We start from the raw sequence: 13,354 nt of genomic DNA, 5'->3' as shown, positions 1-13,354 counted from the left end.
GCCCCCGCCCGGCCGCGGCGCCGCCGAGCGCGGCGAGGCGCCCGGCGGCGACCCCGAGCACGAGGCCCAGCGAGCCCCCGAGCGGGGCGAGGGAGAGGTTGCAGACGACCTGGCCGACGCCCTGGAGGACGTTGCGCCTGGCCAGACCTCGATAGTCGCGCCGCCGCGCGGCCCATGCGGTGACGACTCGTTGCGTCGCCACGAGCGCGACGGTGACAGGGCACACCCACCACGCGTCGGCGAGCACCTGCGTGCCGGTGAGGTCGGCGAGCTGCTCGCGGCACAGGAAGGCGACGACGGTCGCGACCGTGGAGAGGACGAGGACGGAGACGAGAGCACTGGCCACCAGGAGGCGTGCTGCTGTCTCCCCTCTCGGCACGACGATCGCGCGGTCCCACCCGAGGGGAGCGACGGCGCCCACGACGCTGGACAGGGCGGTCACCACCGCGAGGGCCCCCAGGTCGGCCGGACCGTAGAGACGCGTGATCGCCGGCGAGGCCGCCACGACGAGCCCCTGGCCGACGATGCTCCCGGCGACGACCCGCGCGGCGGGCCGACCGGCGTGACGACGCAGGGCTGCTGCCGCCCGCCGTGCGGCCGAGCTCGCGAGCGTGGCGTTCACGGTCTCGGCGCCTGCCCCTCCGCCAGGGCCGACACGGTCCCGTCACCGATGGACGCGACGACACAGGACGGCCAGGCCGCCGGGTCGACGCACCGCCGCCCGTCCAGGACCGAACGCACGCCCGGCACGTCTGAGTCGCTCCACCCTCGGTACTCGGCATGGTCCGCCTGCACCACGACCGCAGTGGCAGGCTCGCCTCGTCGATGGGCGACGAACCCGAGCCCCTCGAGCTCGGCGTCGTCGTACAGGGGGTCGTGCACGACGACGCGCGCACCGGCGTCGGTCAACGCCCGCACCGTCTCGGAGACTCCCGAGAACGCCGTCTCCTTGACGCCGCCACGGTAGGCCGCTCCGAGCACGGCGACGGTCTCGCCCTCCAGGTCGCCGTGCACTCGGCGAAGCAGCTCGACGGAGTGCCTCGGCATGGCGGCGTTCCGGTCGCGTGCCGCGCGGACGATGTCCGCCTGCGGGTCGTTCCACAGGTACAGGCGGGGATAGACCGGGATGCAGTGCCCGCCCACGGCGATGCCGGGCTGGTGGATGTGGCTGTACGGCTGCGAGTTGCAGGCGTCGATGACGGCGCCGACGTCGACGCCGACGGTCTCGGCGTAGCGCGCGAACTCGTTGGCCAGACCGATGTTCACGTCTCGGTAGGTGGTCTCCGCCAGCTTCGCCATCTCGGCGGCCTCGGCCGAGCCGAGGTCCCAGACGCCGTTCGGCCGGGCGAGGTCGGGTCGTTCGTCGAACTGGAGCGCGCTCTCGTAGAAAGCGACAGCTCGGCGGGTGCCGTGTTCGGAGAGGCCGCCGACCAACTTGGGGTAACGCCGGAGATCGCTGAACACCCGTCCTGTGAGCACCCGTTCCGGAGAGAACACCACGTCGAAGTCGACGCCCTGCGTCAGGCCGCTGCCGGCTTCGAGCCGAGGCGCCCACCGCCCACGGGTCGTGCCGACGGGCAGAGTCGTCTCGTAGGCGACGAGCGTTCCCCGCGTCAGCGAGGCGGCCAGCGAGTCGGTCGCCGCGTCCATCCAGCCGAAGTCGGGCCGAGCCTCGTCGTCGACGAACAGCGGCACGACGACGACCACGACATCGGCCCCCGGCACTGCGTCCGTGTAGTCGGTCGTCGCCCGGAGGGCGCCGGTCGGGACCAGCTCGCCGAGACGGCGTGCGAGATCGTGCTCTCCGGGGAACGGCTCGACGCCGTCGTTGACGAGGTCGACGACGCGGCGTGACAGGTCGACCCCGGTGACCTCGTGGCCGGAGGAGGCGAACTGCACCGCTAGGGGGAGGCCGATCTTGCCTAGGCCGATGACGGTGATCCTCATGGGTTCCTGCCTGGTCGTCGACGAGTCGACGTCGGCGGAGGCCTCGGTCATGAAGTGTGGCTCCGGGTTCATCATGTCCTTTCAAGACCTTTCACGAATGTGAAATTAGAATACGACACTGCATGCTGGAATACCAGTGGAGATCCACGTCAGACCGTCGACCCTCCCGAGACCATCCACAGGGCTTCCCCTTTCTCAAATACAGGTGTAACATTTCACATCATCTGCACCAGACATCGTCTCGTCTGCCCGCCGACGTCCGTCGGCGTCGTCGCGAGCACCCCACCCGCCCGTCCCCGTGGAGACCCGCCAATGAGCCGCATCAACTTGTCCGTCCCCGACGTGGGACTCCTCGAGGAGACCGCCGTGCTCCGAGCCCTGCGCTCCGGCTGGGTCGCTCCCCTCGGACCCGAGGTCGACGCGTTCGAACGCGAGGTCGCCGACCGTGTCGGCGTCGCGCACGGTGTCGCCCTCGCCTCGGGCACTGCGGCCCTCCACCTGGCGCTGCTCGCCGTCGGAGTCCGCCCCGGAGACGTCGTCCCGACGTCGACCTTCACGTTCGCGGCGACCGTCAACGCCGTCCTCCACGCGGGGGCACGGCCAGTCCTCGTCGACGTCGATCCCCTGACGGGCAACCTGTGTCCCGTCCTGTTGTCCGAAGCCGTCGACGACCTCGTCCGTTCCGGCGAGCGCGTCGGCGCAGTCCTGCCCGTCGACATCTACGGCAAGGCGGCAGACCACGCGACCCTCAGGTCCGTCGCCGACCGGGTGGGCGCCCCCCTCGTGATCGACAGCGCCGAGGCTCTCGGCGCCTCGAGCGACGGACGACCCGTCGGCTCGCTCGGGGCGGCGTCCGCCTTCTCGTTCAACGGCAACAAGGTCATGACGACGTCAGGGGGCGGCATGCTCGTCACGGACGACGCCGAGATCGCCGAGACGGCGCGGCGCCTGTCCAACCAGGCTCGTCAACCCGTCGCCCACTACGAGCACCACGAGGTCGGCTTCAACTACAAGTTGAGCAACGTCGCTGCCGCACTCGGACGGGCACAGCTCACGCGCCTCGACACGATGAACGCACGCCGACGCGAGGTCCGAGGTCGCTACCGGCAGTTCTTCGCCGGCGTGGACGGCATCGAGGTCCTCGACGGCGGCGACGACAGCTCCGACAACTGCTGGCTGACCTGCATCACCGTCGACGAGGCACGCACCGGCTGCTCGGCCGCCGAGCTCGGCGCCGTTCTCGAGCTCGCCGACATCGAGTCTCGAGCCCTGTGGAAGCCCATGCACCGTCAACCGGCCTATGCCTCCTGCCGCTCCTTCGTCACGGGGGTCTCCGACCGCCTCTTCGAGACCGGGCTCGCCCTGCCGAGCGGCTCCACCCTCACCGATGCCGACCTGGACCGCGTCTGCGGCACCCTGGCCGCCCGACTGGAGAACTCCCTTGTCTCGAACTGGTGACACCGCACCCTTGCCGGCGACCGGCACCACGTCCCCCGCTCGCGTCCCTGCTCGGCCCACCGCTGATCGACAGCGGCGCACGTACGAGATCGTCGCTCGCCTCGTCGACGTCGTCGTGTCCGCCACCGCGCTGGTCCTCCTCGCGCCCGTCATCGGCATCGTGGCCGTGGCCGTGGCGGTGCGCCTCGGGCGGCCGGTGCTCTTCCGGCAGCAGCGCCCTGGCCTGCACGGCGTGCCGTTCACGCTGGTCAAGTTCCGGAGCATGTGCGACGTCGATCCCGATGCGGGCGTGGTGACGGACGCGCAGCGACTGACGCCCTTCGCGCGGTGGCTGAGGTCGACGAGCCTCGACGAGCTCCCGAGCCTCCTCACGGTGCTGCGTGGCGACATGACGCTGGTAGGGCCCCGGCCCCTCCTCGTCGAGTACCTGCCCCTCTACTCTGCCGAGCAGGCCCGCCGCCACGACGTCCGCCCCGGCCTCACGGGCCTGGCGCAGGTCAGCGGTCGCAATGCACTGACGTGGCCGGAGCGCTTCCGACTCGACGTGCACTACGTCGACCACCGGAGCCTCGTGCTCGATCTGCGGATCCTGCTGCAGACGGTCGTCTGCGTCGTCCGCCGCACCGGGATCACCGAGCCGGGCGAAGCGACGCGGAGCAAGTTCACCGGCGCCCCTCCGGCCGGGGCCCTCTCGTGACGCCGTCGCTCGTGGTCGTCGGCGCAGGCGGCATGGGGCGCGAGGCCCTCGACGTCGCCCTCGCGTCCGGCCACCGGGCCGTCGGCGTCGTCGCTGACGGCGCCAGCTCCCTCGATCTCGACCGGCTCGCCCGGCGAGGGATCCCCTTCTTGGGCAGCCCGTCGGACTGGTTCACCGCGAACCCCGGCCAGGCGTACGTGATCGGCATCGGAGCCCCGGAGGCGCGTCGGCGTCTCGACGCCCAGGTCACCGCCCTGGGGGCGACGCCGCTCACGATCGTCCACCCGGACGCGACGGTCGGCTCCGACTGCCGGCTCGGGCCCGGAACGGTCGTCTGCGCCGGCGCCCGGTTGTCCACGAACGTGAACACCGGCCGCCACGCGCACGTCGGGGCGAACGCCGCCGTCGGTCACGACACCGTGATCGACGACTGGACCTCCGTCAACCCAGGGGCTGTCGTCTCGGGCAACGTGTCGCTCGGACACACGAGCCTCGTCGGCGCCGGCGCCACCGTGCTGCCGCGTCTCACGCTCGGCCCCGAGAGCACCGTCGGCGCGGCGGCCTGCGTCGTCGGCGACGTCGACCGGGCCACGACCGTCAAGGGGGTCCCGGCACGATGAGCACACCGCAGAAGACGGTCTGGATCGTCAACCACTACGCCACGAACGCTCAGCGCGACGGGCGCAGCGGGCGCCACGACCAGCTCGCCAGCCACTTGGCGCAGCATGGCTGGCACTCCGTCGTCGTCGCCGCGTCGACAGATCACCCCTCGGGCCGGCAGACCTTCCGGCGGTTCCGCCTGCGCGAGCGCTGGTCGGGGCCGCACCACGAGTTCCTCTGGCTGCGAGGAGTCGGCTACGACGGGAACGGGGCACTCCGGGTGCTCGACATCCTCTCCTTCACCGTGCTGCTCCTCCCGCCCGGCTCGACCCGGCGGCTGCCTCGGCCCGACGTCGTCGTCGGCAGCTCCGTGCACCCTCTGGCTGCCTGGGCGGCAGGTGTCGTCGCACGGCGCCTCGGGGTCCCGTTCATCTACGAGCCTCGCGATCTGTGGCCTGAGAGCTTGATCCAGTACGGGGCGATCGCGGCCGAGTCCGTCGTGGCGCGCCTCCTGAGGCACATCGAACGGCGCACGGTCTCGATGGCCGGTCTCGTCGTGTCGCCGCTGCGCGGCGCGGGGCGGTACTACGCGGAGCGCGGCTTGCCGCGGCCTTTCCTCTGGGTCTCGAACGGCGTCACCCCTGCGCCGGCTCACGACGTCGTGGACACGGGCACGAGCGACGGCGCGCGCCGTGACGACGACCGTTTCGAGATCGCCTACCTCGGGTCGATGGGCCAGGCCAACGCCCTCGATCCCGTCCTCGAGGCGTTCGAGACCGCCGCAGGTCGTCCCGGGGGCGAGCGCCTCGTGCTGCGCATGGTCGGCACCGGCCCCGCGCGGGCCGAGCTGCAACGAAGGGCAGCAGGCGGTCGGCACGCTGATCGCGTCGTGTTCGACGGGCACGTCCCGCAGAGCCGTGCCCGTGAGATCGGACGCGCGGCCGACTGCCTGGTCGTGAACCTGCACCCGATCGACCTCTACCGGCACGGCACGTCGCTCAACAAGTTCTTCGAGTACCTCATGCTCGGCAAGCCGATCGTCGTCGGGACGAGCGTCGACGACGACGTGGTCACCGACGCGGGCGCCGGGATCAAGGTCGCCGGCAGCGACGTCGAGGGGCTCGCCGCGGCCATGCTGACGATGGCGGCGACGCCCGCCGCGCGGCTGGCCGAGATGGGGGGACGCGGGCGGGCCCACGTGCTCCGTCACTACCGGTACGCGGTGCTCGCTGAGCGCCTGGCCGAGGGTCTCGATGCCGCCCGTCTCGGGCGGACGAGCGAGCTGGGTCGCGTCGAGACATCCGAGCTGCAGTCGTGAACGTCGCCGCCGAGACCGTCACCGCCGACCGCGTCCTGCCGGGTCCCGCCTCCGGGCTCGGGCACCCGTCGCCGCCTCGTCTCGCTGCAGGAAGTCCCGAGCTGCTCGCGATGCTCGGCCGGGCACTCCTCGCAGTGCTGTGCACCAGCGTCTACGCGTCGACCCTGCACTGGGTGTACGCGCACCTCGTCACCGAGCAGTTCGCCTACGCAGGCTTCACCTACGTGCCGGCGAGCACGCAGGCGACCGTCGTCACCGTCATCTCGGCGTGCGTCGTCGCGGTCACCCTTCCGACCCGGCTCACGAAGGTGTCCCATGTCGTGCTGTGCGTGCTGTTCGTGGTCTGCGTGGCGCCGGCCATGCTGATGGTCGCCTACACGGGATACGTCGAGGCCGGTGCGGCCGTCGCCGCGAGCCTCCTCATCGGGGCGTCTTTCTCGATCGCGACGACGGGCACGCGACTGCTCGACGGGCGGACCGCCCCGACGAGCGCCCCGCCGACGCTGCCTCCCGGCGCGTCGTCCCCGGCCGACCGGGCACGCCGGCGGCTCTCGCCCGAGAGCGTCATGTGGGCCGTCGTCGCGCTCCACAGCCTGGCGACGTACGGTCTCATGGCCGCGACCACGGGCATCACGCTGAGGTTCGTCGCGCTCGACGACGTCTACGACGTGCGCGCCGTCTACAAGGACGCCGTGCAGGGCGACAACGGACTGCTCGGGTACTTCCTCAGCGGCCAGGCGAACGTGATCAACACCCTGGTCATGGCCCGCGGGCTCACGCGACGGAACTGGGCGTTCGTCGCCCTGGGCGTCGCCAGCCAGTTCGTCCTCTACTCGGGAACCGGCTTCAAGACCATCCTGTTCTCGTTCCCGGCCGTGCTGCTGATCGCCCTGGCCACCCGCCGCCGGCCAGGACGACGAGTCGTGTCGTCCTGGCCATTCCTCATCGGCCCCGTGGTGCTCATGGCCGTCGCCGCGACCGTGGACGAGGCGCAGGACGGATTCCTGTGGACGTCGCTCTTCGCGCGCCGCTTCCTCATCACCCCGGGCATGCTCACGAGCGTCTACGTCGACTTCTTCGAGCAGAACCCGCCCGCGATGCTCGGGCACTCCGTGCTGCGCTGGTGGTTCGACTACCCGTACGAGCGCTCGATCCCGCTCGAGGTCGGCCAGTTCCTGCAGCCCGGCGGCGCACTGGCCGCGAACGCCAACCTGTTCGCCGACGGCTTCGCGAACTTCGGAGCTGCCGGGGTGGTCGGCGCAGGCGCCCTGCTCCTCGCCTTCCTGAGGTTCGTCGACCGCACCTCCCGAGGCCTGCCCCTGGCCGTCGCGGCCATGGTGATGATCATGCCGAGCATCACGTTGTCGAACACGTCGCTGCTGACGGCGATGCTGTCCCACGGCCTGGCCATCGGAACGATCGTGCTCGCCGTCGCCCCGCGGACGGGATGGCACCCGCCGGCCCACGGCCCCGAGCGCCGGCGCACCTGAGCAGCAGTCAGAGCACCCGCGGGTCGACGAAGCGGCGGACCTCCACCACCGTGGAGGTCCGCCGCTTCGTGCTGCCTGACACGCGCCGGGACGCCGTCCGGACGACGCCGCCAGGCTCCGCTCACCGGGTGCGGGCCGGTCCGATCAGCCCGCGGTAGAGCTCGACCAAGGTCTCTTCTTCGCCGTCCCAGCTGAAGTGCTCGCGAGCGGCTCGACGGCCGTTGCGACCGTGACGGTCCAGCAACTCGGGGTCGGCGGCGTAGCGGGCGACCGCAGCCGCGACGGCGCCGGCGTCCGCGCTGTCGACGAACGTGGCGCAGTCGTGGCCGCCGAGGAGGTGGCGCCACAACGGGAAGTCGCTGACGACGACGGCCAGACCCGCCGCCATGTACTCGAAGAGCTTGGTCGGCAACGAGTTGAGGTGCGCATCGGTGTCCCGGAAGGCGACGACCCCGATCCGTGCGTCCAGCAGCAGGTCCCGAGTCGCCTCCGGCGCCAGCCTGCCGTGGAACACGAGGGGCAGGCCGTCCGACCGCGGACGCATCGTCAGGTCTCGACGTTCGGGTGACGAGACGTGGCCGGCGAGGTCGAGGCGCCACCCGGCGGGGAACTCCGGCGACCGTGTGAGGGCCGAGATCACGGCAGCTCCACGGTCGGCGTTGAGCGCGCCCACGTACACCACGGACGGACTGCGATCACCGAGCGGTCGCGCCGCGTGCTCGGCGACGCGCAGGCGCGGGAAGTTGCGCACGACGACCGTGCGGTCGGCCGGGTAGCTCGAGGCGATCGTCTCGGTAGCGGCGACCACACGCGTCGCGGTCGCCTCGAGAGCGACGACGAGGCGAGCGACCCGACGGACGACGGGGACCGCGAGGGGATGGAGGTACGGCTTCGTGGTGACCTGATCGACCAGGTCCTCGTGCGCGTCGAACACCACGTCGCGCCCGAGCAGCTTCATCACCGGGACGGCCCAGGCCAGCTCCGGGTCGTGCAGGTGGACGACGCGAGCCCGAGACGCGACGGCGAGCCCGACGACCTGGACGCTGCTGAGGACCATGCGGGCGGCCCGCCGCCGGCAGGGGATCGTGACGACGTCGACCGCCGTCGGCTCCGTCGTCACGTCGCTCTCGGTCGCGATGAGCCGGACGCGGTAGCCGGCACCGGCGGCACCCGCCGCCTCGCGCAGGTGCACGCGGTTGTCCGTCCACGGATGCACGCTCGAGACGTGGACGATGTCGAAGGCCGGACGTGTCATGGCGGTTCCGTTCACTCGGGGTGCCGGGGACGGACGCGATCTCCGTCGACCAGGCGTCGAGCTTCCCCGTGCGGAGCGGCAGATGCGAGGCACATCTCCGATCCGTATATTCTATATATCCCTCTCGCCATCCGTCAAGGCGCGCGTGAGCGCCCCTTCGGCAGCGTCGACGCCACCCGCGGCGCCCAGCCTCACGAACCGAGGCCGTGCAGCACGTCCGGCGTCAGATCGTCCAGGTCGGACGGCTGCACCGTCAGCCCCTGACCGTCGGCGGCGACGTCCACCCGGACGGTGTCGCCGTCCACGACGACTCCGCCGAGCAGCGCCATCGCGAGCTGGTCGTCGATCTGCCGTTGCATCAGGCGGCGCAGCGGACGTGCGCCGTAGATCGGGTCGTAGCCGCGATCTGCCAGCCAGGCTCGTGCGTCGGGCGTGACCGCGAGCGACAGCCGCCGGTCGGCCAGCCGACGGCCGAGGCGGTCGACGTAGAGCGACACGATCTGGCCGAGGTCGTCGGCGGTCAACGTCGAGAAGACGACGATGTCGTCGAGGCGGTTGACGAACTCCGGCTTGAAGGCCTGGCGGACCATGGCCTGGACCGCCTCCTCCTTCTGCTCGTCGGACAGCCCCGGCTCCGTGATCACCTGGCTGCCGAGGTTCGAGGTGAGCACCAGGATCGTGTTGCGGAAGTCGACCGTGCGCCCCTGCCCGTCGGTGAGCCGGCCGTCGTCGAGCACCTGCAGCAGCAGGTCGAAGACCTCGGGATGGGCCTTCTCGACCTCGTCCATCAGCACGACGCTGTAGGGACGCCGGCGCACCGCCTCCGTGAGCTGCCCACCGGCCTCGTAGCCGACGTACCCGGGAGGCGCGCCGACCAGGCGAGAGACGCTGTGCTTCTCGCCGTACTCGCTCATGTCGATGCGGACGAGGGCCTTCTCGTCGTCGAACAGGAAGTCCGCGAGGGCCTTCGCGAGCTCCGTCTTGCCGACGCCGGTCGGCCCGAGGAACAGGAACGACCCTGTCGGCCGATCGGGGTCGCTGATGCCCGCGCGCGTGCGGCGCACCGCCTCGCTCACCGCCTTCACGGCGCGACGCTGTCCGATGAGCCGCCGACCGAGCTCGCTCTCGAGGTGCAGCAGCTTCTCGGTCTCGCCGCTGAGGAGGCGCCCCACCGGGATGCCCGTCCAGGCCGCCACGACCTCGGCGATGTCCGAGTCGGTGACGCTGTCGCTGACGAGGCGCTCGTCACTCTGCTCGAACGACTCGGCGTCGGCGAGCCGTTTCTCGATGTCCGGGATTCGCTCGTAGCTGATGCGCGCCGCGTCCTCGTAGCGCCCCTCGCGGAGGGCGCGGTCCGCGTCGATGCGGGCCTCGTTCAGGTCGCTGCGCAGCGTGCCGACCCCCTGCAGCGCCGCCTTCTCGGCCTGCCAGCGGGCGTCCAGGTCGTCGAACGCGGCCTGCTGCTCGGCGATGGTCTCGCGCAGGGTCGCGAGCCGCGCCAGCGAGGCGTCGTCCTTCTCCTTCTTGAGCGCGAGCTCTTCGATCTGCAGGCGGACGAGGCCGCGGTAGAGCTGGTCGAGCTCGACCGGCGACGAGTCGATCTCCATCTTGAGGCGGGAGCCCGCCTCGTCCACGAGGTCGATCGCCTTGTCGGGCAGCTGGCGGCTCGGGATGTACCGGTTCGACAAGGAGGCGGCAGCCACGAGGGCGCCGTCGGTGATCGTGACGCCGTGGTGCGCCTCGTACCTCTCCTTGAGGCCGCGGAGGATCGCGACCGTGTCCTCCACGGTCGGCTCCCCCACGTAGACCTGCTGGAACCGGCGCTCGAGGGCGGCGTCCTTCTCGATGTACTGGCGGTACTCGTCGAGCGTCGTGGCGCCGATCAGCCGCAGCTCGCCGCGGGCGAGCATCGGCTTGAGCATGTTGGAGGCGGCGACCGAGCCCTCACCGCCGCCTGCGCCCATGAGGGTGTGCAGCTCGTCGATGAAGGTGATGACCTGGCCGTCGCTCCGGGTGATCTCCTTGAGGACGTCCTTGAGGCGCTCCTCGAACTCGCCGCGGTACTTGGCGCCGGCGACGAGCGCCGCGAGGTCGAGGCTGATCAGTCGCTTGTCCTTGAGGGAGTCGGCGACGTCGCCCGCGACGATGCGCTGGGCGAGGCCCTCGACGACGGCGGTCTTGCCGACGCCCGGCTCGCCGATCAGTACGGGGTTGTTCTTGGTGCGCCGGGTCAGCACCTGGCTGATGCGACGGATCTCGGCGTCGCGCCCGATCACGGGGTCGAGCTTGCCGCTCCGGGCGATCGCCGTGAGGTCGACGCCGTACTTCTCGAGCGCGCTCTTCTGCTTCTCGTCAGAGGCGGGTGCGCCCTGCATGTTGGCCATGACTGTCTCCCAAGACTTGAGTCTGCGGACATCAAGTTTATGCCGCGCGAGCACCTTTCGCCACCAATTTGTGAGACTGCCGTTCAAGATGTAATATTTACATAGCTTGTGACACCGACCAGCGATGTCGACTCCGAACGTTCCCCCGAGAGAGAGAAACCCCGTGAACTCATTCCAGAAGATGGCGGCGACGACTTGCGTCGCCGTCACCTTGCTCGCCGGCGGCGTCCTGCCCGCCACGGCAGCGCCGTCCGCTTCCCCGACCGAGACCGCAGCTGAGGGTGCCGTCGCCCCCGCGAGCTTCACGCAGAAGCTCGTGATGACAGGAGGCGGCGAGTACTACGCACTGACCGCCTCTGGTTTCGAGCGGTTCTCCACGCAGGCTGCCGCTGAGGCAGCCGCGGTGACCGCGACGTTCCCCGAACGGGGCACAGCCGGCAAGATCCAGAGCGGAGACCGCTACATCGGCTCAGGCGTCAGGCTGGGCAACGAATCGGACACGCACTTCTTCGAGGCCCACCGTGATGACAAGAGGGTCTACCCGGTGAGCGTCACCCCGACCGGCGAGATCATGTACGGGCGTCAGACGCTCAGCCACTGGGGGGATCTCCCGGGAAACGAAGGAGAGGCCCTGCTCTTCCTCACCTCCACGCACACGAGCGTCAAGCTCGTCGACCTGACTGCGCCCGCGCCCGCGCCCGCGATCTCCGTGCCCGAGGCGAGGCCCGGCGAGACCGTCCAGGCGACGATCTCGTTCCCCCGGCGCATGTACGGCAAGCTCGTCTTCGTCGCTCCTGCGCACACGACGATCGTCGGCCTGACCCCCAAGGGGTGCAAGATCACCGACGGCGGCAAGAAAGCCACGTGCGGCGTCGACGGCGACTACTGGCAGGCGGACCACCAGATCACGCTCAAGGTGGACTCCGCCGTCCGCCCCGACTCCAGCATCTCCTGGGGATCGACCCTCCCCGGCGGCACCATGACGATGGTCAAGTCCGGCTCCGCCGACATCACGACCACGCTGACAGCCAAGGTGGTCCGTGGCGGCTGGGCCGTCTCGAAGCCCACCATGCGGCCAGGGACGATCGGCACCTCCACCGTCGCCTTCGACGGCACCCACACGGGTCCGATGACCGTCACCGCGCCCACCGACACCACCCTCACCGGCATCGCCGGCGGCACCGAGAAGTGGACCATCTCCGCCGACGGCACCACCGCCACGGCACCGTCCAGCACCTGGACCGGGGCCCGCACCCTCAGCCTCCTCGCATCCACCACCGCGGAGGCCGGCGAGAAGATCGGCGGCTCCGTCACCAGCGGCACAGGGCTGAACAGCATCACGGTGCCACTGAACGCGAACGTCCCGGAGGCGAAGAGCACCGTCCTCGGCACCTACGCGCTCGAGGCCAAGCCGATGACGGGCACACACTTCAGCCCCGGCGACGACGGCACCGTGAGCTTCACCTCGCGCCCCTCCCGCGGCCCGGACGGCATCGACATCACGCCCGGGGAGTCCATGTCCTGGACCACGACCCTGCCCAAGGGCCTCGAGATCCGCGGCAACACCTGCTCCGACGTCTACACCGGCTACACCGCCACGTGCGACTTCGGTGCCACCGCCCCCGACGGCACCCGGACGGTCGTCTACACGGTCACCCGCGACGCCGACCAGCCGGCGGTCACCGACGCCTTCCAGCACGTCCACACCACCACCTACGATGTCCGAGCGACCGCCGACCTGGCCCCCGACGCCGAGGTGGTCACCACGTTCACCCCGACAGCGGGCCACACGTCCGACAGCCCCCGCGCCGAGACCACCGTCCCCGTGACACAGGGGCCCGTGGTCACCGTGACGAACCCGGCTGACCCGGCCGACGGCTACACCCCCGGCACCGCGTTCACCTTCACCGGCAAGGCCACCCCGGGCAAGACGATCACCGTGCAGAACGTGTACGGCACGGTCGTGGCCCAGAACGTGCCCGTGGCGGCCGACGGCACCTGGTCGTGGACCCGAGCCAACATGGGCACCTCGAACTGGATGCTCGAGTTCGTCCAGGACAAGGGAACCGCGAACGAGCACAAGGCGACCGTCTACAACTTCAAGCCCAACGCCACCCCCGCACCGGTCGTGACCGTCACCAACCCGGCGAACCCGGCCGACGGCTACACCCCCGGCACCGCGTTCACCTTCACCGGCAAGGCCAC

Annotated in this window: 10 protein-coding genes; 6 read left to right on the top strand and 4 right to left on the bottom strand. The window is 70.7% G+C overall.

The genetic code is table 11. From position 1 onward, the window contains the following. Both RWM17_RS07090 and RWM17_RS07085 read right to left on the bottom strand, forming a co-directional pair. A partial coding sequence (locus tag RWM17_RS07090; RefSeq protein WP_314102297.1) for an oligosaccharide flippase family protein occupies positions 1 to 622 on the bottom strand: 622 nt, incomplete at its 3' end. After that, the gene (locus RWM17_RS07085) at positions 619 to 1,947 is read right to left on the bottom strand and encodes a nucleotide sugar dehydrogenase (RefSeq protein WP_314102296.1); all 1,329 of its coding nucleotides are present in this window, start codon (positions 1,945 to 1,947) and stop codon (positions 619 to 621) included. The genes RWM17_RS07090 and RWM17_RS07085, both read right to left, overlap by 4 nt. 312 nt (positions 1,948 to 2,259) lie before the next feature. Between RWM17_RS07085 and RWM17_RS07080 the strand changes: the two genes are divergently transcribed. From RWM17_RS07080 to RWM17_RS07060, 5 genes are read left to right on the top strand one after another with little or no spacing between them, the layout of a single operon-like run. Next, positions 2,260 to 3,405, top strand: a complete 1,146-nt coding sequence (locus RWM17_RS07080) for a DegT/DnrJ/EryC1/StrS family aminotransferase (protein ID WP_314102295.1) — start codon at positions 2,260 to 2,262, stop codon at positions 3,403 to 3,405. A 10-nt stretch (positions 3,406 to 3,415) separates the two neighbouring features. Continuing rightward, a complete protein-coding gene (locus RWM17_RS07075) occupies positions 3,416 to 4,102 on the top strand; it encodes a sugar transferase (protein ID WP_314102294.1) in 687 nt (228 codons plus the stop codon). Beyond that, positions 4,099 to 4,722, top strand: coding sequence for a NeuD/PglB/VioB family sugar acetyltransferase (locus RWM17_RS07070; protein ID WP_314102293.1), 624 nt, complete (start codon positions 4,099 to 4,101; stop codon positions 4,720 to 4,722). Before RWM17_RS07075 ends, RWM17_RS07070 begins: the two co-directional genes overlap by 4 nt. Beyond that, on the top strand, positions 4,719 to 6,020 hold the full coding sequence (locus tag RWM17_RS07065) for a glycosyltransferase family 4 protein (RefSeq protein ID WP_314102292.1): 1,302 nt from the start codon (positions 4,719 to 4,721) through the stop codon (positions 6,018 to 6,020). Before RWM17_RS07070 ends, RWM17_RS07065 begins: the two co-directional genes overlap by 4 nt. After that, positions 6,017 to 7,510 (top strand): hypothetical protein, encoded by a 1,494-nt coding sequence (locus RWM17_RS07060; protein ID WP_314102291.1) that lies wholly within the window; start codon positions 6,017 to 6,019, stop codon positions 7,508 to 7,510. The genes RWM17_RS07065 and RWM17_RS07060 overlap by 4 nt, the downstream gene beginning before the upstream one ends. A 121-nt stretch (positions 7,511 to 7,631) precedes the next feature. Here the strand turns inward: RWM17_RS07060 and RWM17_RS07055 are convergent, their stop codons facing one another. Together RWM17_RS07055 and RWM17_RS07050 are read right to left on the bottom strand one after the other, a co-directional pair. Next, positions 7,632 to 8,765, bottom strand: coding sequence for a glycosyltransferase (locus RWM17_RS07055; RefSeq protein ID WP_314102290.1), 1,134 nt, complete (start codon positions 8,763 to 8,765; stop codon positions 7,632 to 7,634). 191 nt (positions 8,766 to 8,956) lie between these two features. Then, a complete protein-coding gene (locus RWM17_RS07050; protein WP_314102289.1) occupies positions 8,957 to 11,149 on the bottom strand; it encodes an AAA family ATPase in 2,193 nt (730 codons plus the stop codon). A 163-nt stretch (positions 11,150 to 11,312) separates the two neighbouring features. Here RWM17_RS07050 and RWM17_RS07045 point away from each other — a divergent pair. Then, positions 11,313 to 13,354 (top strand): hypothetical protein (locus RWM17_RS07045; RefSeq protein ID WP_314102288.1); only part of this gene is annotated, 2,042 nt, incomplete at its 3' end.

It is taken from the genome of uncultured Frigoribacterium sp., from assembly GCF_963515265.1.
In the GTDB taxonomy this organism is placed as follows: domain Bacteria; phylum Actinomycetota; class Actinomycetes; order Actinomycetales; family Microbacteriaceae; genus Frigoribacterium.
The sequence above is the reverse complement of the archived record's forward strand: the minus strand, read 5'-3'. Positions and strand labels throughout refer to the sequence as shown.

Excerpts from the sequence above, each read along its gene's own strand:
- RWM17_RS07085 (WP_314102296.1), bottom strand. The coding sequence starts at position 1,947 with ATGAGGATCACCGTCATCGGCCTAGGCAAGATCGGCCTCCCCCTAGCG.
- RWM17_RS07080 (WP_314102295.1), top strand. The coding sequence starts at position 2,260 with ATGAGCCGCATCAACTTGTCCGTCCCCGACGTGGGACTCCTCGAGGAG.
- RWM17_RS07065 (WP_314102292.1), top strand. The coding sequence starts at position 4,719 with ATGAGCACACCGCAGAAGACGGTCTGGATCGTCAACCACTACGCCACG.
- RWM17_RS07055 (WP_314102290.1), bottom strand. The coding sequence starts at position 8,765 with ATGACACGTCCGGCCTTCGACATCGTCCACGTCTCGAGCGTGCATCCG.
- RWM17_RS07050 (WP_314102289.1), bottom strand. The coding sequence starts at position 11,149 with ATGGCCAACATGCAGGGCGCACCCGCCTCTGACGAGAAGCAGAAGAGC.